The sequence below is a fragment of the Gilliamella sp. BG1 genome, assembly GCF_046635625.1.
GTDB lineage: Bacteria > Pseudomonadota > Gammaproteobacteria > Enterobacterales > Orbaceae > Gilliamella > Gilliamella bombi.
This window is the reverse complement of the sequence record NZ_JBIDFG010000015.1, coordinates 1-25,427: the sequence shown is the minus strand read 5'-3', so window position 1 is coordinate 25,427 and position 25,427 is coordinate 1. Positions and strand designations below refer to the sequence as shown.

The 25,427-nt window shown below is 36.1% G+C and carries 19 protein-coding genes and 2 pseudogenes; 14 read left to right on the top strand and 7 right to left on the bottom strand.

Annotated features, from left to right (window positions below; translation table 11 throughout):
- Positions 1-5: 5 nt before the first annotated feature.
- The 10 genes from ACGH80_RS09105 (at position 6) to ACGH80_RS09060 (ending at position 15,233) form a co-directional block, all read left to right on the top strand.
- Positions 6-1,361 carry an RCC1 domain-containing protein gene (locus ACGH80_RS09105; protein ID WP_411578444.1) on the top strand — a complete coding sequence of 452 codons (1,356 nt, stop codon included), beginning with the start codon at positions 6-8 and terminating at the stop codon, positions 1,359-1,361.
- A complete protein-coding gene (locus ACGH80_RS09100; protein ID WP_174799024.1) occupies positions 1,361-1,810 on the top strand; it encodes a prepilin peptidase in 450 nt (149 codons plus the stop codon). The genes ACGH80_RS09105 and ACGH80_RS09100 overlap by 1 nt, the downstream gene beginning before the upstream one ends.
- Before the next feature lie 449 nt (positions 1,811-2,259).
- Positions 2,260-3,495: an NRAMP family divalent metal transporter gene (locus ACGH80_RS09095; RefSeq protein WP_296301270.1), complete on the top strand. Its 1,236-nt coding sequence runs from the start codon at positions 2,260-2,262 to the stop codon at positions 3,493-3,495.
- Between the two features lie 15 nt (positions 3,496-3,510).
- Positions 3,511-4,287 carry a LamB/YcsF family protein gene (locus ACGH80_RS09090; RefSeq protein WP_411578458.1) on the top strand — a complete coding sequence of 259 codons (777 nt, stop codon included), beginning with the start codon at positions 3,511-3,513 and terminating at the stop codon, positions 4,285-4,287.
- Positions 4,288-4,450: 163 nt separating this feature from the next.
- On the top strand, positions 4,451-6,058 hold the full coding sequence (locus ACGH80_RS09085) for an urea amidolyase family protein (protein ID WP_296302736.1): 1,608 nt from the start codon (positions 4,451-4,453) through the stop codon (positions 6,056-6,058).
- A complete protein-coding gene (locus ACGH80_RS09080; protein ID WP_411631007.1) occupies positions 6,051-7,799 on the top strand; it encodes an acetyl/propionyl/methylcrotonyl-CoA carboxylase subunit alpha in 1,749 nt (582 codons plus the stop codon). Before ACGH80_RS09085 ends, ACGH80_RS09080 begins: the two co-directional genes overlap by 8 nt.
- Before the next feature lie 133 nt (positions 7,800-7,932).
- Positions 7,933-9,282, top strand: coding sequence for an SWIM zinc finger family protein (locus tag ACGH80_RS09075; RefSeq protein ID WP_411631005.1), 1,350 nt, complete (start codon positions 7,933-7,935; stop codon positions 9,280-9,282).
- The gene (locus ACGH80_RS09070; protein ID WP_411631003.1) at positions 9,272-12,586 is read left to right on the top strand and encodes a hypothetical protein; all 3,315 of its coding nucleotides are present in this window, start codon (positions 9,272-9,274) and stop codon (positions 12,584-12,586) included. The genes ACGH80_RS09075 and ACGH80_RS09070 overlap by 11 nt, the downstream gene beginning before the upstream one ends.
- Before the next feature lie 185 nt (positions 12,587-12,771).
- On the top strand, positions 12,772-14,028 hold the full coding sequence (sstT, locus tag ACGH80_RS09065; protein WP_411631000.1) for a serine/threonine transporter SstT: 1,257 nt from the start codon (positions 12,772-12,774) through the stop codon (positions 14,026-14,028).
- 209 nt (positions 14,029-14,237) lie between these two features.
- Positions 14,238-15,233 (top strand): MDR family oxidoreductase, encoded by a 996-nt coding sequence (locus ACGH80_RS09060; protein WP_411592225.1) that lies wholly within the window; start codon positions 14,238-14,240, stop codon positions 15,231-15,233.
- A 179-nt stretch (positions 15,234-15,412) separates the two neighbouring features.
- Here ACGH80_RS09060 and ACGH80_RS09055 read toward each other — a convergent pair whose 3' ends face one another.
- On the bottom strand, positions 15,413-16,483 hold the full coding sequence (locus tag ACGH80_RS09055) for a DUF3829 domain-containing protein (protein WP_065590829.1): 1,071 nt from the start codon (positions 16,481-16,483) through the stop codon (positions 15,413-15,415).
- A 1,247-nt stretch (positions 16,484-17,730) separates the two neighbouring features.
- On the opposite strand from ACGH80_RS09055, the gene ACGH80_RS09050 reads away from it, so the two are divergent.
- On the top strand, positions 17,731-18,180 hold the full coding sequence (locus ACGH80_RS09050; RefSeq protein ID WP_208610499.1) for a LexA family protein: 450 nt from the start codon (positions 17,731-17,733) through the stop codon (positions 18,178-18,180).
- On the top strand, positions 18,177-19,442 hold the full coding sequence (locus ACGH80_RS09045; RefSeq protein WP_065590830.1) for a Y-family DNA polymerase: 1,266 nt from the start codon (positions 18,177-18,179) through the stop codon (positions 19,440-19,442). Before ACGH80_RS09050 ends, ACGH80_RS09045 begins: the two co-directional genes overlap by 4 nt.
- 318 nt (positions 19,443-19,760) lie before the next feature.
- Here the strand turns inward: ACGH80_RS09045 and ACGH80_RS09040 are convergent, their stop codons facing one another.
- Positions 19,761-21,146 carry an MFS transporter gene (locus ACGH80_RS09040; protein ID WP_174799033.1) on the bottom strand — a complete coding sequence of 462 codons (1,386 nt, stop codon included), beginning with the start codon at positions 21,144-21,146 and terminating at the stop codon, positions 19,761-19,763.
- Between the two features lie 251 nt (positions 21,147-21,397).
- Positions 21,398-21,634: a hypothetical protein gene (locus ACGH80_RS09035; RefSeq protein ID WP_065590832.1), complete on the bottom strand. Its 237-nt coding sequence runs from the start codon at positions 21,632-21,634 to the stop codon at positions 21,398-21,400.
- Positions 21,635-22,012: 378 nt separating this feature from the next.
- Here ACGH80_RS09035 and ACGH80_RS09030 point away from each other — a divergent pair, with 378 nt between their 5' ends.
- The gene (locus ACGH80_RS09030; protein ID WP_034915225.1) at positions 22,013-22,900 is read left to right on the top strand and encodes a LysR family transcriptional regulator; all 888 of its coding nucleotides are present in this window, start codon (positions 22,013-22,015) and stop codon (positions 22,898-22,900) included.
- 305 nt (positions 22,901-23,205) lie between these two features.
- Here ACGH80_RS09030 and ACGH80_RS09025 read toward each other — a convergent pair.
- The 4 genes and pseudogenes from ACGH80_RS09025 to ACGH80_RS09010 all read right to left on the bottom strand — a co-directional run.
- Positions 23,206-23,319: pseudogene (locus ACGH80_RS09025) on the bottom strand (transposase); the annotation flags it as partial.
- 123 nt (positions 23,320-23,442) lie between these two features.
- The gene (locus ACGH80_RS09020) at positions 23,443-24,279 is read right to left on the bottom strand and encodes an MBL fold metallo-hydrolase (protein ID WP_174799035.1); all 837 of its coding nucleotides are present in this window, start codon (positions 24,277-24,279) and stop codon (positions 23,443-23,445) included.
- 11 nt (positions 24,280-24,290) lie between these two features.
- Positions 24,291-24,617, bottom strand: a complete 327-nt coding sequence (locus tag ACGH80_RS09015; protein ID WP_065590835.1) for a hypothetical protein — start codon at positions 24,615-24,617, stop codon at positions 24,291-24,293.
- Positions 24,618-24,750: 133 nt separating this feature from the next.
- Positions 24,751-24,915 (bottom strand): annotated as a pseudogene (locus ACGH80_RS09010) (3-oxoadipate enol-lactonase); the annotation flags it as partial.
- A gap of 117 nt (positions 24,916-25,032) precedes the next feature.
- Between ACGH80_RS09010 and ACGH80_RS09005 the strand changes: the two are divergent.
- Complete coding sequence (locus tag ACGH80_RS09005) at positions 25,033-25,374, top strand: hypothetical protein (protein ID WP_411630998.1); 342 nt, start codon at positions 25,033-25,035, stop codon at positions 25,372-25,374.
- Positions 25,375-25,427 lie beyond the last annotated feature (53 nt).

Here is a 25,427-nt window from a genome sequence, read left to right as displayed (position 1 = left end):
TCTAAATGAAACTAATTAAGTTAATGGTATTATTTGCATCATGTTTATGCTTTTCATTATTTGCAAACGAAAGAACGGATGCTGTTGCGTTAACAAAAAAATCAACAATAAGAGTTCCGACTGCGGCTAACTCTGTTGATACAGTTGTTACGATAGAAAATGGCGAGGTTTGGGTCTGGGGCTATAGAAATAACGGTATGCAAGGTAATGGAGAATTTGTTAATGCCAACGCTCCACCCGCTAGGGCTAGTGTTCTTGTCGATAAAGGTGTTTATATTACGCAAGTAGCTTCAGGAATTCATCATTTGATTGCACTTGATGATCAAGGTAATGTCTGGGGGTGGGGGCAAAATGGTGTTCATGAAGCAGGAGGTTATGCGACTACGCCTTGGTTTCTTCTAACTCCTAGTTTAGTTTTGGAAGGTAAAGATGTTGTTATGATTAATTGTGGAGAATATACTTCTTTTGCTCTAACTCGAAGTGGAGAGGTTTATGCTTGGGGAACTTCATTTTGGGGGCAAATGGCAAATGGCAAGACGGGTACTATTCCAACTGAAGTTCATCGTATTCCTCAATCATATTTTCACGATAGTCCAATTGTATTGATTGGGGCGGGTTATGAATCTGCCTGGGCTATAAACGATCGTGGTGAAATCTTTGCATGGGGAGATGAAGAAAATGAACAATATGGTCACCAAAAGCTTCTAGGAGGGGGATGGGGGCATGACCTTCGAACCTATCCTATACAAATTACTAGCCTGCCGCCAGGTATTAGTGGTGAAGATATAGTAACTATTACAGGAGGAAACCGTTACACTGCTTTTTTAACTTCGGAAGGTGAGGTGTATGCTATGGGAGCTGCTAATCATCTCGGTATTGGATTTGGTTATTTGGGAAATACCCTATACGAACCTGAATTGTATCTTGACGATGTAGAAGGAAAACGCTATAAGGTAAGGTTTGATTTGAGCGTCCCTATCCCTCAGCTTGTTATGGATGATGTTAATACGCTTTATTGCCGATATGGAGGATGTGTTGCTGTCACTAATGAGAATGAAATATATACATGGGGGGTAACGCTTCCTGCTTTTGAGGAAAAAGCTAGCCTTTGGCAAATAATGTATGGGTATAAGGCTATGAAAAGAGAAATTGTTGGCAATTTGACCAAAGTTGATGGTGGTAAAGAGCATATAGTTTATTGGAATGATGAAGGGAGAGCTTTTGGGGTAGGATGGAATAATCACTATAAATTTGGTAACATATCACTTCCTGTTACTTGGCCAGGCAAAGAATTAGAATTTGTTACAGACGAGATGAAAAAAGTCTATGGTAAAGATTTTGTTCCAGGACAAGGATACTAATGATTAGCCAAGAATTAATTAATGATATTATTATTTTAGCTATTTGGGCATGTTTGTTATTTTCATGTTATACGGATTTAAAATATCGAACTATCTCAAATAAAATTGTTATAATAATATTCATTTTAGTTATTTTGAATTTTGCCCTTGGCAAAGGGCATCTAGATTATATTGCATCAGCTATATTTTTAATTTGTGGTCTATTCATGTTTTATTGTCGACTTGTTGGTGCTGGAGATATAAAATTAATTACTATTCTTTTGATTTCTATTCCAATAAACAGTGTGCCGTTTTTCTTAGTCGTTATTACCTTTTTGGGGTTACCAATGGCAATTATTGCAATAATATACAGATCCTTCAAAAAAAATTCTGTTACATTGCCTTATGGGCTTGCCATTAGTGGTAGCTATTTTTTAACATCAATAACCTTATTTGAGGTTATACTGTAATAACTAACTTGTAGTTAACATCTTAAATATAATCGCATTTTTATAATAAATATCAATGTTTCCCATCCTCAATAAGCGGGTGGGAAACTCTTTTTTAACCAGCAAACACTTAATAACTGTTATTCCTTAAAAAATATTTGAAATACTCTTACACATAGCTATATAAAAATTATTATGTTTTAGTCACTTTTAATAAAAAGTTTATCCCCTTATTTTAAGAATATGTATGTATACCATTTTGGTGCATATCAGGTCTGTATTAGAGTATTATAAGTTTATTACTTTTTAATGATGAATCATTATAATTATTTTTAATTAGTTTTTTGCTCAAAAAACAGTAATTATATTAACTAACATTTATCAAACTTTGTTTAAGTTATGGCATAGTTATTGCTTATAAATAACTTTGGATAGATTTGTAATTATAAATATTTAGAGGAAACATCCGTATGGAAAATCATAGCAGTAGTACTGTTGCTTTTGTTAAAAATCGGCGTGCTTCATTAATCAGTGCTATTTTTTTAATGGCAACATCAGCAATTGGCCCAGGCTTCATTACTCAAACCGCTACCTTCACCGTTACGCTTGGTACTGCTTTTGGATTTGGTATTTTAGCCTCTATTATTATCGATTTTGTTGTTCAGCAAAATATTTGGCGAATTGTAGCATTAACCAAAATGAACTCTTCAGATATAGCTAATGCAACCATTCCATTTAGTGGTTATTTGCTAGCGGTGTTAATTATATTTGGTGGATTAGTATTTAATATTGGTAATATAGCTGGTGCAGGTTTAGGTTTAAATGCATTGGTTGGCCTTGATCCTAAATGGGGAGGGGCAATTAGTGCACTTTTAGCGGTTTACATATTTTCTTCCCGTAAAGCGAGTCATTTTATAGATCGTTTGATGATTGGTTTTGGTTTGTTGATGATTTTTTTGACACTGTTTGTGGTGTTCGCATCGCATCCACCGATTGGTCAAGCTTTAAAAGAGACAGTGCTTCCAAGCCATGTTGATTTTGCTTCAATTACGACCATAGTTGGTGGGACAGTTGGCGGTTATATTTCTTACGCAGGCGCTCACCGTTTACTTGATAAAGGTATGGTTGGTGTAGAGCATATTGATTATGTTTCAGGCGCAGCCACAAAAGGAATTGTCGTTGTTGGTTTAATGCGTTACATTTTATTTTTAGCGATTTTAGGTGTCGTGGCAAGTGGTGTGACAATTGATATTTCAAGTTATGCTGCTAACCCTGCATCGCAAGCATTTCAAGCGGCTTTGGGAGAGTTTGGATTGCGCCTTTTTGGTTTGATTTTATGGGCAGCAGCCATCACTAGTGTTATTGGGGCAGCTTATACTTCAATGACGTTTATTACTCCGTTTAAACGTACTATTACAGACAGACAACGTCAGTTTGCTACCATTATTTTTATTGTTGTTTCGCTTGCAATTTATTTAATTATGGGGACTGCACCAGTATCATTATTAGTCTTTGCTGGTGGTTTTAATGGTTTAGTTTTACCGCTTGGGTTAACTATTTTTGTTTATATTGGCTGGAGACGTGCTGATCTTATGTCTGGGTATCATTATCCAAGATGGTTATTGTTGTCAGGTTTAGTTGTGTGCGCAATTACTTGGTATATGGGCATAATGTCGGTCGCGACTATTTTTAACTATCTAAAATAGAAGGGCAATATGATAATCACCAAATGTATTGATTTAAATAGTGACCTTGGCGAGAGCTTTGGTCAATGGCAAATGGGTAATGATGAAGCAATGCTAAATGTTGTTAGCAGTGCGAATATTGCTTGTGGATTTCATGCAGGTTCGCCTGCTGGCATTTTAAAAACGTTGAATGCCGCTAAAGCCAATAATGTCCAAGTGGGTGCTCATGTTGGTTACCCTGATTTAGTGGGATTTGGTCGTCGTAATATGGATATAGCAACTGATGAGTTAACCGCTGATGTGATTTATCAAATTGGCGCACTTAAAGGATTAGCCACATCAATCGGTACCAAAGTGAGTTACGTTAAACCACATGGCGCATTATATAACACCATTGCACACGATAAACGTCAAGCAATGGCGGTGATTGATGCGCTTTGTCTTGTTGATCCCACGCTTATTTTGGTTGCGCTTGCTGGCTCAAAACTGATTGAATGGGCTAAAGAAAAGGGTTTAAACGTAGTTGCTGAGGCTTTTGCTGATAGAGCTTATCATGCTGATGGTACTTTAGTTTCTCGTAAAGAGGTTGGAGCGGTATTGCATGATCCTGATTTAGTTGCCGAACGCATGTTGCAATTGGTTAATGATGGTGGCGTGATGTCTATCGAAGGGAAATTTGTGCGTATTGAGGCAGGATCAATTTGTGTCCATGGCGATAGTGCAGGTGCTTTAGGCATGGCACAAAAAGTACGACAAAAACTACAACAAAATGGCATTCATATTGCCTCGTTTACCAAAAGTAATAATAACTAAATTAGTTAATATTTTGAAAAAAATTAATTAAATTAATAAAAAATAAAAATATGATTAGACAACACTTTACCCAGAGGGCTATAAACTTGGCCTTTAATATGACAAAACAATGTAAAATATGTATTGTTAGTGATTGGATGTTGATCATATTTCGAGGTACTTAATGCGATTTTTACCCGTTAATATCGATGCGTTTATCGTAGAATTAAACAGCCTTGAGCAAACCATGGCGCTTACTGATGTGCTTCAAGGTGTTATTGCTGATTGGCATATCAATGAAATAATTCCAGCGGCACGAACCCTATTAATCCGTTATAACCCCATTGTAACCAATGCTAATATACTTGCTGAGCAGATTGCTCAATTAGATATTTCGGCAAGCGTTATGCAATCAGGCGAACAGGTAACAATACCTGTTCGCTATAATGGTGAAGATTTACCTCAAGTGGCAGACTATCTTGGCATAACGGTTGCCGAAGTCATTGCAAGGCACACTGATAACGAGTATCAAGTGGCTTTTTGTGGCTTTGCTCCTGGATTTGCTTATATGGTATCTAAAACGGCTCAGCTTAATGTGCCACGTCGAAGTTCGCCACGAGTCCGCATTCCAGCAGGATCGGTTGCTTTAGCAGGGGAATTTAGTAGTGTTTACCCACAAGCAAGCCCTGGTGGTTGGCAATTGATTGGCATTACAGATACGGCAGTTTGGGATATTTATCGTGATGAGCCAGCGCTGTTCAAACCGGGTACTCGGGTTAATTTTATTGATGTGAGCCAATCGAAAACAACTTATCATTTACCTGCTCATTTATCAGCAGCTAAAAAACAAGATGATCTTGTTGAGCAACAAGATATAACAGTATTAACGACTGGATTGCAAACATTGTTTCAAGACAATGGCCGAATTGGGCAGGCGGCGTTAGGCATTTCTGAATCGGGAGCGATGGATAAAAACGCATTACACAGTGCCAACCGCGTGTTAGGTAACTCAATTAATGAACCAGCGTTAGAAATTACTCAAGGCGGCTTTAGTGCACAAATAAACCGCTCCATGTTAGTTGCGGTAACAGGGGCGGTATGTGATATCACCATTACCACCGCCCAAGGCGAAACATATACTTCGCCCATGTATCGGCCAATTCAATTAGAAGCAGGTGATATTATCCGTTTAGGTAATGTAAAATGTGGCGTTCGTAGTTATTTAGCGGTGCGTGGTGGTTTTCAAGTATCGCCAATTTTAACTAGTTGTGCTTATGATACGCTTGCACAAGTTGGGCCCTTACCACTAAAATCGGGTCAAATGTTGGCGATTAAGCAAGCAAAAACGTTAAATCCAGTATCATTATCAGAAACTCCTATGATTAATTACCCAACTAGTGATGATATAGTAGTGTTAGATATTGTGCTTGGACCACGTACCGATTGGTTTACTCAGCAATCGATAGCGCTTCTTACTTCACAGTTGTGGTCGGTTACTCCAGCTTCTAACCGTATTGGCTTGCGTTTATCTGGCAAGGAACCGTTAATTCGTGAAAAACAACAAGAATTACCTAGTGAAGGTACCTGTATTGGAGCAATACAAATACCAGCTAATGGACAACCTGTATTATTTTTGAATGATCACCCTTTAACAGGAGGTTATCCTGTTATTGGCGCAGTATGTAATTATCATTTAGATTTAGCAGGTCAAATTCCAGTCAATGCTAAAATAAAGTTTAATCCTATAGGGATGTTTAAAGAATTTGAAGGGAGTGATGTTGATCATGTCTGAAAATAATAAAAATATAACACATAAAGTATTGATAGCTAATCGAGGTGAAATTGCTGTACGTATTATTCGCGCTTGCCGTGATATAGGCTTGTTATCTGTTGCAATTTATGCCGATGCTGATATTGAGGCACTTCATGTACAAATGGCTGATGAAGCTTATGGATTAACAGGCAATGTACCTAGCGATACATATTTAGATATTGATAAAATTATCGCAATAGCTAAAAAATCAGGAGCCACCATGGTTCATCCAGGTTATGGTTTTTTATCTGAACGTGTTGAATTTGCTAGAGCAGTACAAGATGCAGACTTAATTTGGGTAGGCCCTAACCCTGAAACGATTGAAATATTGGGTGATAAAGTCAAAGCAAGACAGCTTGCGTTGCAAGTGGGAGCTCCTTTGGTTGTTGGTACAAAAGAGCCTGTAAAAGATGCCAAAGAGGTTATTGAGTTTGCGCATGCCCATGGTTTACCAATTGCTATTAAAGCCGCATTTGGTGGCGGTGGTCGAGGTTTAAAAGTAGCCTGGCAAATGGACGAAGTAGAAGAACTTTATCATTCCGCAGTTCGTGAAGCTACAACTGCTTTTGGGCGAGGTGAGTGTTTTATTGAACAATTTTTGCATAATCCTCGGCATGTTGAAGCACAAGTTATTGCTGATACATTAGGTAATATTGTTGTCGTTGGTACACGTGACTGTTCATTACAACGACGTAATCAAAAATTAATTGAAGAGTCTCCTGCACCTTTTATAACAGATCAATTAGAACAGCAAATTATTCAATCTTCGATTGATATTTGCGCTAAAGCAAACTATGTAGGCGTAGGGACAGTTGAATTTTTGCTTAGTCAGGATGGCAAGTTATCCTTCCTTGAAGTAAACACAAGATTGCAAGTTGAACACCCAGTAACAGAAGAAACTACAGGCGTCGATCTTGTTATTGAGCAACTGCGCATTGCCCAAGGTTTACCGCTTAGTATTAACCAAACGCCTAAACCACGAGGTCACGCCATTGAGTTTCGTATTAATGCTGAAGACACAGCTAACGGTTTTTTACCTGTAGCTGGTACTATTACACGTTTTGATGTACCAACTGGTCCTGGTGTACGCATAGACAGTGGGGTGATGGCTGGTTCAACAATTCCAGCAACGTTTGATTCCCTTATGGCAAAATTGATTATTGTTGGTAATAATCGACAACATGCCATTGCTAGAGCTCGCCGTGCTTTGGCTGAGTTTTCTATTGAAGGGGTAGCTAGTGTGTTGCCATTTGCTCGTGCGGTTATTGAACATTCTGATTTTTGTGATGATTTTAAATTACATACACGTTGGATTGAAACTGAATTTACTACAACAATAGCACCAGCCAAAAGGCAAATACCACAAAAAGAAGCAGCGTTGACACGCACATTTATTGAGATTGACGGTAAACGTTGTAAACTCGGTTTACCTGCACAACTCCTTGCAGGGTTATCCTTGCAAACGGAAGCTAATTTAGATACATCCTCAAGCGTGAAAGAAGAATTATCTGAATTGATTGTCCAGTCACCTGTTTCTGGTAGTCTTTTTAAATGGGTGATCAATGATAATCAAAGCGTAAACGCAGGCGATGTCATTGCTATTATGGAAGCCATGAAAATGGAAGTTCAAGTTATTGCACATCGAAATGGTGTGCTAAAACAAATACTCAAAGAAGGCAATTATGTTAATGCAGGATCACCTGTTGCAGAAATCATTTAGATAACGCTGATAAAACAAGAATGTTTTTCATCAAAATAGCAAAAAAACATCAAATATAGACAATATATTTTGCTTATTTTATACTCATGAGCATGATATTTTGTCTATTTTTAATGTGTTAGGATGATTTATATTGAAGTTTTCTCAGCAATCAAAACTCACTAATGGCGCATTAGCCTTAGCGTTATCGCCAGCCTTAACACCAGATGGAATTATTGACAACCCTCAATTTTTTGCTGGTTATGCACTTTACCCACAGATTCTTGCTAGATCTTTACTGGTTCTAGCTGATATTACTGCGACCCGATATTTTAAACCGGTGCCGGTGACTTTGCGTGATCCTGTTTTATCTGCGCAAGGGAATCAATTAAGAGCAGAAGTTTTTTCTGCCTGCAATAGTGTTTATGCTCGTTTAGATTTGTTACAACAAGGGTTTGATGGACAAATATTACGAGGCACAACCAATGTAGATATTGGTATTAGCTTAAGGCAAGCGCTAACTCAGGTTAATTATAAAGATAAACTTTATCTCAATATTGGCAATCAAGGTTTGGCAACGCACCATATCCAAAAACAAGATGAAGATGTAATTGGAATAAAGGCCATTATTGAGCGCCCTGTTGCAATGCCAGATAGGTGGATTCGAGCACTTGGTAATGTAGCTGAAATTCATACCAAAATGGTCGCTGTTTTTACGGTAACGGGAATACAAGCACAAACCTTTATTGCAGGATTGCCAACTGTGACTAGTAAACATCAATCAAGCTGGCTAATGCCATCTAATACTGGTATTAAATTGATGGCTCAAGGCGGTCTCGATAGTGTGTATATTTCTGGGTTACATCGGTTAAGTGCACTTAAGCGATTAACGACCAATGTTAAGCGTTTAACTTTTTATCAGCTAGCAAGTGGCGAACAAGGACCCTGCATGGTTGAAGTTGAACTCGACGGTGCAAGACTTACTTTGAGCTTAACTGCACAGCCATGGCAAGGCTATTCTGGCGAAGGTGCCTTACTTGAGCTGCTTGCACCAAAACAGCAATTACAAAATGCTCAACTTGTTCAATCTATTTTACAATTTGATTCGCTGATCGATCTGACTCAGCTAGCGATAAAAACAGGTTTAGATACTCAGCGCATTAATAGTTCGCTGGCGTATCTAGCTGTTTCAGGTAAGTTGGGTTTTGATGTACACCAGAATGGCTATTTTCATCGTCAATTGCCTGAAGCTCCTAATCGACTTATCAAAGATAATCCGCGTTTAAAATCGGCCTATAAATTGATTGAATGTATTGATCGGGTTGATGAAAACACATGGATGGTTCACTCGAATAACGAAGACTATCGTGTCCGTTTTGTTAGGCAGAATAGTAAAATGACATCACAATGTACTTGCTCATGGTATCTGAATCATCAACTCAAAAAAGGACCATGTAAACATATTTTAGCAGTACAAATTAAGGAAAATATTTATGAATGCTAACTTAGCGAAAGCCGAAGCGATTTTTACTTCTTTGAATTGGAACAATGTCACAGCTGACAATATTTTACAACAACCGCTAGGTAGCAAAGAGCAGCAAAAGATTGCACTTTTAGGATTAAAAAATGGCAAATGGGGTGACTATGTCAAAGTTGGTAACGCTTTTCAATGGCAAGATTATGTTAAGTGTAATAAAGCATATTTAGCTTTGTACGCCATTCGGATTGGGGTATCAGTGAGCCGAGCGTTAAAACTTGCTCATTATACTTATTCATCTTTGTTATTGCCGGTTATTATTGAACGAGGTGAAAATTACGCACAAAATTTTGTGCAACAAGCATCTGCACCAACAGATCTTGCTGTTCAGTTGGTTGATCGTTTAAATTTGGTTATTCCTAAAAATCAGAATTATATCGGCGGTTGGACGTTGTATGCGGCGGTTGCTATGCGTGGTGATGATGTTGTAAAGCATTTTTCAGTTGCTACTCATGATGCAGATGTTGTCAACCCTTTTTACGATAAAATTCCTCCAAATATAGCTCAATGTCAGCGTCGATTTATCGAACATATTCATATTGCTATAGCGATAAATACACCTGCTACACGGTCATTTATCGAGGTGTTTTGCTTGGGGGTAACATTAGGTTGGCTTGACCGAGAGCAAGCAAAAGAGTTACTTTTTTTAGCTTTAGATATCGCTATTCGTCCTATAGATCGTAAAGTATGGTTAGATACACTTTATGATTTAGGTATTACCGATGCTGAATTGTGCCAGCGAGTACCTGCTTTAATTCCATTACTAGCCATGGGTGAATCTGCAATAATTAATCGATTAGCACCTGTTTTAATTCCCTTTGTTGATGATGAATTATTAATCGAAGTGATGACGGCATGTTTATCATCTAAAATAAAATCGGTCAAAAAATTAGTGTTAAAGATAGCCCTAAATCGCAAAGCGCCCCAAAATACTGATTTGTTTATGCCTTTGTTAAACCTATTACTTGACCAAACTGATGAATCAATTGTGGCTTTAACTAGCAAGCTAATTACACAGTGGCATCTTGATGATCATACCGTACAATCTAATTCCTCCGAATTACAACAACTTTGGCAACCAACACCGCCACTTTGGCAATTGCCGCCTTTTGAATTAGAGCCTACTTCCCCTGATGTATTAACTGAGTTAGCCTCTGAATTAGTAAAAAGAAACATATCTGGTCATGATAGTGTGACGGAAAGATTTTTAGCTGTAGCTAATATTATTGCTTATCACGATCCTCAAGCAGCAAAAGCGAGTTTAGCGGGTATAAAATTACGGGTTGATCAGCTTCTTGGTTTTCTATTTTATTGGCGTAAAGGCGAAGAGATTCCGTATCATAAATATTTGTCTGATTTATTAACAGCACGCGATTATATTGTTTGTAAAAATTTAGGCAAAATACCTTGTTTACTGTCGACACCAAGCATGAGTGATCTTTCAATAACAGTGGATGATCTTAGTCAACGATTAGCGATTTATCAACAGTTGAAAATTGATGCATTAGAGGCGGATCTGTTTTTAGCCTTGACTCGTCTTGATGTTTCGACACAAACATCATCAACGATAGAAAAACTCAAGAAGTTAAATGTTGCAGTCGTTTTGCAATCAGGACAAAAAATGCCAATTGATGCAGGCTCTTTAGTATTACAGTATCTGGACGATCCATTAATCGAACCTAAATTAGCGTTAAATACTTATATTGAAGACGTACTGTCTTTACCACAATCATTAAATTATTTTCCTAAACGTATTGGAAATAACGGGTTTACAAAAATTCTTGCTATTTTCCCGTTATGGAACGATAGTGCAATACCGTCAGATATTGATTGGGCTACATATTACCATCAAGGTTTTGAGTTCCAGCAAATTGTTAACAGGCGTTCTCCTTTTGATTCACGTTCTGCAATGGCATTGTTAGCTATGCAACGCGCTAATTCGCCTTATGTGGCTAGCAATATGGCTCAAGCAGTAAACGATGCATGGCAAAGAGGTTTGCTTATTCCTGGTGTGGCGGATATTTTGTTACTGGAGCGATTTAGTCAGGTTCCTTGTCGTATAGCTAGTTTGGTGTCAGTATTAACCGATATTGCAAAACAAGGTATTCTTTCGGTGGTTTGGCCTATTTTTGATCAATTAATCATCGCATCATGTAAAGCACCAAGACTGTTATCTGGCACGCTTGAAACTGTTGATGCGATAGCTGAGTTTTTACCAGAAGTTCAATATGCTGTCGATCAAGGCATAGCCGATGCCAATCAATTGCAATTACTTGGCATCAGAATGTTAGCCAGTAAAGAAGGTAGTGCTAATGCGATTAAGAAAGCAAAAGCCATAGTTGAAAAACTACCTAAAATCGCCCCTTTAAAACAAGACGTATTGATGCGAGCTCCTGATGATTTTGACCAAGTATGGTCAAAACTGCAAAAGGCTAAAGTTGTGCCTGAAGATAATGTTTCAATTACTATTAGTAAGCCTGTAATAGATCAATCATCACGATTTTCTAAAGCATTGGCTAAATCACTAATGTTTACTTTAAAACTACCCAATGTGTCTAATCAAGTTTTCCACATAGTAAAAAATGATTGGTATTATGATTTAGAATACGAATTCCAATGCGAAGCTTACCCTCCATTATCAAAAGATCAACAAGTTATACCTAATTTTCAATCAAGAGTTTGGTTACATTGGTGTATTAACAAACAGTTACTTGTTGTTGAAAAAACACGTAATTGGCAAGAAAATAACGATGGACCATTATCAAGTAAATATAATTTGATTTTTTTAAACACAGATAATCTGATTTTTTCAAAATCGTTAGTGACAGTGATTATCGGATTGTTGGCTCAAGACAGTGATACTTATAAAGCAAATTTTATTTTTGAAAAAAATGTTAAAAAAGGAATCATTGATGCAGATACCATGCGCAAAGCTATTATCTTGTTTCTCGATTATCCTGATTTAAGCCCCGCTAAATTAATTCGATTACTAGAAAAAAAGCCAAGTTTATTGCCAATATTTTGTCCAGTATTAATTGAATGCATTAAGTTTGTTGGAAATCTAGTAAAACAAGGTGAAAAAATACCTGCTTGGATTAATCGGATTTTAGATATGTCATTAACCTATGCCCCTTATTTGAAAGAGGCAACTAGGCGCGGTTATCTAACTGAACCTGATTCTAAATGGCAAGGCTTAGCGGATATTGCCCAAGCAAAAGCAAAATCAGTAGCAGTAAACAAAGCAAAACAACTACTTGAATTACTTAAGTAAGATGGTTATTTTTGGGAAATGATTAGAACACTTAAAATAGGTCTAATATAAAAGCAATAAATAATTAAATTTAATCATCATGTAAAGTGATATATAAAAAAACATTATAATGATGTTTATTTTCTATAAACACAATGTTGAATTATGTTATTGTTTTACCTTTATTTTAATAAGAAAGGAATATTATGACTCATTCTTCACATCCTTTGGTGCGTTTTTATTTTAAAATAGGGCTGATACCGCAGATTTTGTTGGGTTTAATATTTGGTATTATTCTCGCTGCGGTGTCGAAAGATACCGCATTAGCGATGTCACTTATAGGTGGGCTATTTATTAATGCTTTAAAATCAGTTGCTCCTATACTAGTACTCATTTTGGTAATTGCATCAATATCAAATCATCAACATGGCAAACAAGCCAATATGAGACCGTTAATTACTCTTTATTTTGCCGGAATGATGTTAGCCGCATTATTAGCAACCATTGCTAGTTTTTTATTCCCATCACAGATTTCATTTGGTGATACGTTAAATAACCTTGAACTTACACCGCCTAGTGGTATTGCTGCTGTTTTAAAAACCTTATTAGAAAAAATGATCGACAATCCGATAAATGCACTAATTAATGCAAACTATATTGGTCTTATCATTTGGGGTGTTGGTATCGGTTTGGCATTAAGACACTCTAGCCAAAGTACTAAAACAATGATGAATGATCTGTCTTATGCTATTTCTTTTATTGTAAGAATTATTATCCGCTTTGCTCCTTTAGGGGTATTTGGATTAGTTGCCTCAACGCTAGCTGAAACGGGTTTTGGTGAATTACTGAAATATGCACATCTATTGGTTGTGTTAGTTTCTTGTATGCTGTTTGTTGCATTGGTGATTAATCCATTATTAGCTTATTTAGTTATGCACAAAAACCCTTATCCATTAATATTTACCTCTTTAAAAGAGAGTGCGATCCCAGCCTTCTTTACCCGAAGTTCAGCAGCAAATATTCCCGTTAATATGGAGATCTGTAAAAAATATAAAATGGATGAAGATACTTATTCGGTTGCTGTACCGCTAGGTGCTGCAATTAATATGTCAGGTGCTGCCGTTACTATAACAGTTTTAACTCTAGCCACCGTCAACTCAATGCCAGCTAGTGCTGGTATACATGTTGATATCTATTCTGCGGTATTACTTTGTATTGTAACTTCAGTATGTGCTTGTGGGGCATCAGGGATTGCGGGTGGATCGTTACTGCTTATTCCTGTCGCATGTAGTATGTTTGGTATACCTAACGAAATTTCAGCCAAAGTGATTGGCATTGGAATTGCAATTGGCGTTATTCAAGATTCGGTTGAAACCGCATTGAACTCATCAAGTGATGTTGTGTTTATTGGTGCGGTTTCATCAGCCGCGCAGAAGAAGAAAAATAATACGACTAAAAATTAAGTATTCAAGCCTATTTAATTGGTAACTCTGATTTATAACTGAGCATGGTAATTTGTTATTATCAGCTCAGTTTTTATTTATCCCTCACAACCAAACATATCACATTGCTTTTTCTCGAATGACTCTTTATTATTAAAAAAACATCTAATATTTAAGTGGATTATTATATTATTTAGATGTTCCGATACTATATGTGATGAGGAGACACTATGCCATTTAATGCCATTGTTTTATCGAAAGAAGAAAAAACGGGGTTTTCATGCTCCTTAAAGAGTATTAGTAAACAGCAGTTATTAGCGCAAGAAGGTGATACCTTAATCCAAATAACCTATTCAAGTATTAACTATAAAGATGCGCTAGCTTTAACTAATAAAAGTCCTGTTGTTCGACAGTGGCCAATGGTACCAGGTATTGATGGTGTTGGTATTGTGCTAGAGTGTCGTAGTGGTCGCTATCAAAAAGGCGATATAGTTATATTAAATGGATGGGGGTGTGGCGAGACTCATTGGGGATGTTTGTCACAATATGCTTATTTAAAATCTGATTGGCTAATACCCTTGCCCAACAAACTTACAAATTATCAAGCAATGGCAATTGGTACAGCAGGTTATACAGCAGGCCTTTGTGTCCAACGTATTGTTGATTTAGGTGTAAAACCACAAGATGGTATGGTTTTGGTAACAGGTGCTAGTGGTGGAGTTGGCTCAATTGCCGTTGCATTACTTACTAAACTTGGTTATCAAGTCACCGCATCAACGAGTAAAATTGAAGAAGATCATTATTTACGACAACTTGGCGCAGTTAATATTATTGATGGTCAAACCTTAAAAGAAACGGGTAAACCATTACAAAAAGAACTGTGGTCAGCTGTTGTCGATGCGGTTGGTTCGCACACTTTAGCAAATGCTTGTGCCCAAACTCAATATGGCGGAATTGTGGCGTGTTGTGGTCTTGCTCAAGGCATGGACTTACCGGCAACGGTTGCGCCGTTTATTTTAAGAGGTGTTTCGTTAGCTGGGGTGGATAGTGTGATGGCAAATTATGATAAACGTGTGGCAGCATGGAATTTATTGGCACACAATCTGGATGAAAAAGTGTTATCTCATATTAGTAATACAATCACACTAAATGATTGTGTTGAGGTGGCAAATAAAATGATTGCAGGGCAAATAAAAGGGCGTTTTGTTGTTGATGTAAACAAATGAATCTAGGTTTGACTAAACAGTAGTATTTTGATAATTACTGTTAATTACTTGTCCTACTCATTTGCTATAAAGTTAAAAAAAAACAGCGATGTAATATTTACACCGCTTTTATTTATACCACTATTTATTGTCATTGATAATGACTAAAATGTTAGCAATGAAACGATCTTTATCTATTTTTAATTGATTACTTGATTATAGCCATTAATTACACTTTTAAGTTCCCCATTCAAAGAATCAACTTCTCTTTCTACAGTATTGGTCTGTAAATTTTTTAAAACTACTTTCATTTGATTAATCAATCCAGGTAAACGATCAACAAAACCGTCATAATACATATCGTTTAAACCTTGTTGTTTAATCAATTTATTTTTGCCTTTATTCGTCATTAATTCATTGGCTATGGATTCTATTTGTTGAATTTTTTGTTCAAGGGCTGATTTATCGAGATTTTTAAACTGGTTGTCTTCGTTAAAGCTTTCATTGATTAAATCGATAACATCTTCAGATAAATCCATGATTTCCATGCAATTGTAGTTAAGTGTTAACCCTTTGTTTTTTATTTCTGATTTTTGAAATGCATGGATTTCTTTGTATAATTTACCATAAGCCGCTAAAGCCACACTTTTTGCTTCAATATATTGGTTATAAAGCGTGTTCAAATTATTTAACAGTTCAGGTAATTTGGCAAAGTCATCCAATTTATACTCATTATCTAAATAATATTTAGCTATCTGATCATAAGCTAATCCTATTTCAATATATTTATCACTTAATGCTTTGCCTGCGGCATCAAGTTCGGGTAACTCTGGTTTAAATGCTAATAACTCAGTAATCAATTGTTTATATTCATCAAGCTCTTTTGGTCCTGGGTGATAACCGATAAAAAGTTTCGTTGGATTTTTTTTCACATAATTGACATCAATTTTACCGTTTTTATCACTGATACCTCTTAAAAAACCCTCAACACTGCTATCAAGATGATAAAGAGAAGAAGTCATCCTGCCATGTCCATTCCCTCTTAATTTATCTGCAGCTTGGGAGACATTAGCATTAAAAACATCTAGCCATATGTTACCTTTACGTGCTTTCAGTGCAAATTGCCGTGAAACATCTTCAGTAGTTTTAGACTTAGAAGATTTAACTTCTGAAGCTGCTGTTGGTTGTTGCGTTTTGTTTTCAGTTGGTTTGTCATCACAGCCAATCATCAAAAATCCAGCAATCAATACGGTTAAAAAATTTTTTTTCATTGTTTATCCCTTCATTTTTGTGTTCTAAATTCATTGAATTAATACTTTATTATCTTTTAAAGATTATTTCTAATAAAATATGAAATGAAATAAAAATTGTGATATTGGGGCTTAATTTTGTAATAAGTCTTATATTGTAGGAAAACACCGAGTTGCTTATATTTCATGGTTAAAATGATTTTTTAAAAACTCATAAGGCATTTTGTTGGAAATTATTTAACCTTTTGTTTTTTATCTTTGAATGGTGAACTATTTGCTGATCATTCCATTAAGGTATGTATTATTTTTTTGATTAACCCATTTATTTGAGGAATACCTGTTTCGTGAGTTTTTAATTGATATGATGGTGATCACACGCTTTACTAAGAAGGATTCTGAGAAGTTTTAATTATCAAATGATATTGACTCCTGAATCTGTTTACAAAAATATAATCTAAAAAGTGAATATTTTTGTAAATACCCTATAGTGCTTATCTGGAAAATTACGCTTACGCTGTTTGTTTTAGTGTTTTATATTTTATAGAAGTTGTGGTATTCAATATTTAACAGCACATTTCAGCGCTTAAATGGTTGTAAGGTTAACTATAATTTTTAGTCAAATTAGTGACAGTTATTTTTTGATAAAATTGAATTTATATTTTTTTAAATTGTAGTTTATTGATTTATATTTAAAAAAGATGGAGGAAGCGCAGGAAAAGTAAAATTCGAGCAACTCAATTGTTAGGATTAATTACTCTCTAGGTCTTTTAGCTGGAAGAAATCTTTTTTATTAACTAATTCTTTTTGTAATAGTGCTATAAAACTTATACTCCACTAAACGGTTATCATCTTGCAAATGTTGTTCAATGGTTCGTGTTTACATTAGGATTCATCATTTCAGCCTTTACAGTCATAATAATAGAAAAATTAAAATACAATATTAAAATAAATAGTCTATTTTTCATGTCCAGTTGACCTTATTAATTGATTCAAAAGTTGCTCTTGTAGATAGTGTAGCACGTTGTCTAAACTAAAAAAGTTATTATACTCTGTATTAATCGCTTTGATATATCCAATTTTATTCCTTGATTTGACACTATCAAGCTAACTTATTCACATAGTGCTTTATTTACACTTTTATATTTTTTTACACTAAAATCTGTTGAAGTTCGCATTATACGCTGTATATTTATCCATGTTCGTTTTTTGTCACGATAACTAAAAAAACAGTGGTGATGTTCTTTCGTTTAGTTTTTAGGAGTATTTTCTTGCACAAATTCAGTTGTATTGTGCTTGGCTGTGTTGATACATCTATTATTAATCAACTACCGTTGGTGGATATACCAGTTAGAGCTGGTTTCCCTTCGCCAGCTGATGATTATTTAGAAGCAAAACTCGATTTAACTGAGCATTTAGTCAAACACCCTAGTGCGACCTATTATATCAAGGCAATGGGGGATTCAATGGTGGATTATGGTGTTTTTAGTGGTGATTTATTAATTGTTGATCGCTCTTTAGAACCAGTAGTCGGTGATGTGGTCATTGCAGCCATTGATGGAGAGTTAACCTGTAAATGCCTTGGCGTAATTAATGGTCAGTATCATTTATTAGCTGGTAATGCGCTTTATCCACCGATCTCATTAGCTGGTAAAGAAGTGCATATTTGGGGAGTAGTGATTCATACGATCCACTCTCTCAGAGGTCGTGGCTATTTGTGATTGGGTTAGTGGATTGTAATAATTTTTACGCATCTTGTGAGCGAGTATTTAATCCTAAGCTTGAAGGACAACCGATTGGTATTTTATCCAATAATGACGGCTGTGTCATTGCGCGATCGAATGAGTTGAAACCACTTGTTCCGATGGGTATGCCTGCTTATCAAATTTCCCCGAGTGTTCGTAAAAAAATCACCTTGTTGAGTTCTAATTATGAGCTATACGGTGATATGAGTCAGCGTGTTTTTAATACAGTGCGTGATTATACAGCAGATGTAGAACTGTATTCAATTGATGAAGCCTTTATTTCCTTAACAGGGTTCTCAGATGTTATTTCGCACTGTCAAACAATAAGAACCAAAGTCAAACGTGATACAGGTATCCCCGTCAGTATCGGTATTGCGTCAACACGAACTTTAGCCAAAATAGCCAATTATGTTGCTAAAAAACAACCCACTTATCAAGGAGTTTGTTATTTACCGAATAATAAACCTTTATTGAGTCGAGTCTTGCAGCAGTTTCCTGTGAGTAAAGTGTGGGGTGTTGGAAGGCGTATTTCAGAGAAACTACAATCGTTAGGCATCCAGACTGCATGGGATTTGCGGCAAGCAAACACTAAACAAATTAGACAGCAATTTTCCGTGATGCTTGAACGGACGGTGTTAGAGCTACTAGGTACACCTTGTATCGAATTGGATGATTTATCTATTCCTAAACAGAATATTATGGTTTCGCGTAGCTTTGGTCAGTTAACTGGTGAGCTATTTGATGTGCAAGAAGCGATTCGCGTTCATGCTAGTCGAGGAGCTGAAAAGCTCAGAAAGCAAAGTTCTGTGACTAGTGCCGTACAGGTCTTTTTAAAAACTAATCGATTTCGTGAGGATATCGTGCAATATCATCCTTCTATCGTGGTTCCACTGCATTTGCCTACAGATGATTCACGGCTCATTATTCAAGCCGCACAAAAGGGATTGCAGGCTATTTATAAACAAGGTTTTTTGTTTATGAAGGCCGGCGTGGTGTTACTTGACTTACAGGTTAAGCACACCGATACGCAGTATGAGTTATTTGAAACGTTCAATAATATAGAGCAAAAGCAAAAAAGTGATAAGTTGATGCAAGCACTGGATGCCATCAACCAGAAGATGGGTAAACATACGGTGCAATTAGGTACCGTAAGAAAGCAAGCCCCTTGGCAGATTAAACGTGAATTACTGACTCCGCGTTATACTACTCGGTGGGAAGAGTTGTTAATCGTTAAATGATTATTTTTTAGTTTGATTTAGTAAAACTATGATATTATCGATATAAATGTTTGAATTTAAGTCATTAAAGCAAACACAATTATTCTTATCTCGATTTGGCAATATCTATGATCATTTTCAATTGTGTAAGGTGCTTGTGCTCTGCTAAAACCTTTCGAGTTTTAGTCACATGTCAATTTACCGAATGGTCTCTATTACCCGAGTTTCACTCAAAATTATAAATAAAAAATTAGTTATCAAATTTAAACTCATATTAGAAAGTTAATTTGACAGTACCTTTGGAATTTATATACACAATTAATCACCTCTTGAATTTTTTTAACAACGTAGACGTAATGTACTAACAACTGATGATATTGCAGCAATCACACAAGCAATAGAAAAAATATATACACCAAATTCTGCGTTGGTACTCTCCATTAATCCATTTAATAGCGCAATTACCATAGCTACCAAAGCAGCACCGATTGACTGCCCAGTCGTTCTGGCTGTAGATAATACTCCAGACGCTGTGACTGTTCGATTTTTTGAAACATTGCTAAACATTTCCTTATTATTTGGCGGGAGAAAAAAACCATAACCAACGCCACAAATGACCACTCGCCACAAGAAGTCACTCACTGTTGCAGCTTCCGATAACAAAGCTAATGAACCTAAACCTATACAAAAAAACATCACGCCAATAGTAGATATATGGGTAGGATTAAAACGGTTTGACAGTCTTCCTGCAATAGGTGCGCAACAAGCTACAGCTAGTGGCCACGGTGAAAAGATAAAAGCAGACTCTAGCACAGAATAGTTATAAGTATGTTGTAAAACAAAAGGTAAGCTTACCAACGCAATTCCTTGAGCAACAAACATAGATAGGGAAGAGAGCACCGCAAAAGTGTATCGGCGTGAACAAAATATATCAAGCGGTAATAAAGGATGCTTTGAACGAGTCTGGACAGCAATAAATAGGATAAATAAGATCGTTGAAACCACTGCGCAAAATATCAACGAATGATTTTCCCAGCTACCAATTTGATCAACTGTAATCACCATCAAGCCTAATGCTCCTGCCGAGCTAATTGCTCCTGCTAAATCAAAGCCTTTTTCATTTTCATTATCTTTCCCTAATGAGATAAACGAAAAGATTATAGCAAACCCTCCAAGTGGAATGTTGATATAAAAAAGCCATGGCCAAGATAAATAAGAAATAATAATTCCTCCTAATGCTGGGCCGACAGCCGTACCCACCGCAAATACCATCGCATTTAGCCCAAATATTGTCCCCAACTTATAAGGTGGAAATATAACTCTGTACAGCCCCAACCCAACGCTAATCATTACAGCGTAACTAATTCCTTGTAGTATCCGCATAGTGACCAGAGCACTAAAGGTTGGAGAAAGGCTACAACCTAAGGATGAGAGCGTAAATAAAATCATACCAGCTGTATAAAAACGTTTTTCACCAATCCTCGATCCAAGCGATGCACAAATTAGCATCGTGGCTGCGCTGGCAACCTGATAGCCGTTGATAATCCAAATACTAGATGCAGAATCAATTTGTAACGTACAAGCAATGGAGGGTAATGCAATATTAACAATGGAACCATCTAATGCTGACATTAGCACCCCTATCAAAATGGCCGCAGCTGCAAAATAGCGCCTTGGTACATCAAAACCTTGCTCAAGAATACTGCTATTACTTACCAACGACATATTTACAGGTCCTTTATTATAATGAAATTATGCGCAAAGAATTTTTGTCTCTAAACTTTTGCTTTCGAGAAAGGTCATCATTCCAAGAGTCAATACTTCTTCTGGCCTAGCTATTACTGGATTACGAGGAGCTTTCCATTCCTACTTGCTACCGTTGATACGAATATTTCTGAGAAAGCAGTAAGCGGTGAGGACATAAAATAGATTGTGCATACTTTCACTAATCAGCGGAAGCATACCCGTAATCCCTCCTAAGGTCTTAACCATAGAGATCTATCTATAATGGGAATGCCCTGACTGTTTTTGCTGAATTGCACACTATTCATCAATCTCGAAAAATCGGCATCAGAAGAGGCAGCTATCGCACACCCTATCGAATCTAACAAACAAAAATGTGCCATGCGGATCGCATCATTATCAGAAATTGTTTGCTCGTAGGCATAATCAACCAGATTATTCATTACTCTATCAAACTTAGTGTGCACCATATTTTATCCTATTTACGAGTAGAAAGTTTCAATAATTAGCTGTAATTAACACTAGATAACGTATCAAAGTCTATTCGGTTTATCATGCAACTATTTGATTGTGTCACTATTACGTTATAGAATAGACAAACGATATTAATGCTAAAATCATAATTCTCAGAATAATAAAAAACCAGTGAATAAAATCGTGATGTACATCGAAAAGATTGATACCCTAATAATATTATGTTGAGACAAGCTCATGGAATAGAGTTGTTAGATATGAAGGTTTATTTTTAGCCTAGTACTATTTTTGCTGCAACTATCCTACAAAAGCCCTCTTCTGATAACTAAAAATATTGTTGAAATATTTATTCAACACTTAGAAGGAGAGTTAAAATGAAGCTAGATGAACTTCTGGCGTTCGTAACAGTCGTAGACACAGGGAATATAACCCAAGCCGCAGAACGCCTAAATCGAGTGCAATCTAGTATTTCTCATCGAATACGAAGTCTAGAGGAAAAGCTAGATGTTACATTATTAGATAGGAAAATCGAAGGATGTCTACCTACTACACAGGGTAAGATACTTTATGAATACGCACTTAAAATGCTGAACCTAGCGAATGATTGTAAAAATAACATTTCCTACTCCAAAGATGGTCAGTTGACCATAAGAATTGGAATAATTGAGTGCTTACCCCCCTATATAATTACTGCTTTGATTGATTTTGGTGAAGAGTTGGGTTGGAACATCGATATTTCAATAGGAAACACGATCAGTTTGCTCAACGCTTTTGATAAAAACGAATTTGATGCAGTCATCATTGGAGCAGGCTTTTCTAACAAACGGCATACATGTTTCACATTACTTTCCAGCGAATTAGTGATTGTCACAGAAAAAAATCATTTACCAATCACAAATATATCTAGTCTAGACGGGGAAGTTTTTTTGTTAAGTAGTAAAAAATGTGCCACATCAACTCGCAATTTCAGTGTACTGTTTAATGAAGGTAACATTACGCCTAAACGAGTAATTGAATGTGGATCTTATCCTGTTTTGTTTTCAAACATAGCCGCTGGCAAAGGGGTCTCGCTGGTTTTACGTTGCTCAATCAGTAATGAAATTAAGAACAAAATAAAAATTCATCAGCTAGCTAGAGAGTTTAATGATTTTAAAATTGAGCTTATCTACCGTGTTGATTGTCCCTATTTGGATACTGATAAATTCATTGATATGATGATATCAATATTCCAAGATCCTCGGTTGCACGATATCGGTTATTAACTGACCTGCACGCATGATACTAGCTCAGACTATGCTATTGAAATATTTTAACACGCAAACTGTTCCACATTGCTCAGATATTAAAGGAATGGGAGAGTATCTTATTGACACAATCCCTTTCTCTCACAATACTATTATCCAAATTCAGAATATAACATTTATTCCGTTTTCAAGAAGGTGTACGTATATTGACAAAGGTTCTTTCTCGAAAATTTGCCAAAATTATTTTTATCAGAGGGACCTCAAAGTATTTCCTTTAAGCGTTTGATATCCGAAGTTTCCATTCCGCCGTATTTTTCTCGTCATTTATAGAAAGTTGAATTACCCATGCCATATTTACGGCACAGTTCTTTAACCAGAATACCCGCTTCAGCTTCTTTTAAAATAGCGACGATTTGATGTTCAGTCATTTTTTTCATAATTAAATCCCCTTTTCTTTTATCATAGAGAATTTTCTACTTTTTTGCTGTACTATTTTAGGGGATAGTTACAATTGATAGCTTACAAAATTATTAAATATGATTTGAAAAAACATTAGTTAATTAATCAGTAAGTACAATTTCATATCCTCTTTTAAGCTTTTGAATATAACCAAAACCTTCACATCCAAAATGAATCCCACCAACAAGAATGTGTTTAGAACTCACCATATCAAGGATGCGAATACGGGTTTCCGCTGCCAATTTAGGATCATAATCGAAAGCAATTGAGACATTTGGTTTTAAAAGTTGGATATGTGGAAAGTGGACAATATCACCCCAAATCAATAAACTACTATTTTCTCCCTCGACTTTATAACCAGTATGTCCTGGTGTATGCCCTTTTAATGGTAATGCATGTATACCAGCAAGTACCTCACCTTCATTAACTAACCGCAGATTTTCTTGATACTGTTTTAAAACATTGCGAGCAAAAATAAAATTACCTTTGACACGATCGCTGGAAGAAAAAAACTTTTTGTCATCTTTTAGATAATCATACTCATTTTGACTAATTACTAATTCTGCATTTGGAAATACTGCCTCTCCGTAGGAGTTGATCAAGCCACCTATATGATCGGGATGAGCATGTGTGAGTAATACGGCATCAATATCATTTGGTTTCACCCCAAGTTTAGCCAAATTATTTACTATCCTTCCTCCCCATCCTTTAAAACTACCTGCGCCACTATCAATTAAGATATTTTTACCTTTGTGTTGAACTAAAAAGGCATTAATGTGCACTGAATTAGGTTCATCTTGGCAGGCGTTTTGTTGAATGAAATAACACTCTGTCTCACTAATATTCGCCAGCATTCCAAAATCAACTTTTAAGTAGCCATCACTAACAGCAGTTACTTGTACCTCTCCAAGGTCCTTCATTGGCAATTTATCATTCATACAGTTACCTTTTAGTTTTTTGCGAAAATATTATTGGAATCATAAAGAAAGCAACGAATTCTCGCAATTACGCCGAACTTTTCTCTAATTAATAAATCAACCTGACGTGAGAATTCATTCATGACTGACTCACTACGAAAAACTTCTTGTCTAAGTTTAGCCTCAAAGTATACAGATTCCCCATAACCTACATCCGCAATTAGATAAGCTATATGGATATTATTATCTTTAGCTTTCAGAATCTCTTTGGTAAGTTTGGTCAAAGAAGTAGAAAAATCAGCAAAATCACAAGTTTCTAGGTGATGATCTGATGTTGTATAAATAGTAATACTGGGCATCGAATAACTTTTCCTATATGTAAGTATTTTAGTAATTGTGTGACTATATTATCCTTGATATTAATAAACGCATGCTTTTAATAACATCTAGATACCATTCCGAATTCGGCATCACTACTCCTTAGTTGATCAACATATCCAACCTGACTACCCGATAACGCTCGGTTAATCGCGGCATTTGCAAATCCCATAGGTGCAAATCCGTTCCCAGAAAGTGTAGAAGAATCAGCGTTGTTGCATTTTCAGGACCCTGTACATCATCGATATGCTGAGTTAATTTCAGTGGTCTAATAAACATTTATACCTCATATAATTATTTTTACTTATATCATGTGGTTCCATATTGTTAATATTATTAGAATAATTTCTTTTCTTACGCTAATGGATAATTTCGATATCCGCATCGAAATGGTTGATGACCGAAAAAGAATTCATTAATTACAGTGGTACTGTCAAATTAATTTTTTCTGACTTTTTTAATAAACAGTTTAGCCGTTTTACTCTCTCTTTTTCTTGTATTAACAAATCAGAAGCAGATAATGTAAGATACTCTAACTGTGTTGATATTGCTGTTGTGCGCTTGAATCTATTGAGTGATGGAAGCATGATACATTACACTCACAAGGGAAAGAGACGGGTGTCGCCGCCAAACAGGACTATTTCATTTGTATGTTTTTTACAAAAATCCACAAAAAAACTAGCCAACTATTTTTTAAACGGCTATACTTTTACCGTTATAGGAAAACAAGCTTATTAAATAAGCAGACAATTATAAAAAATCTAAATAAAACAAAATATTACTTGACAGGT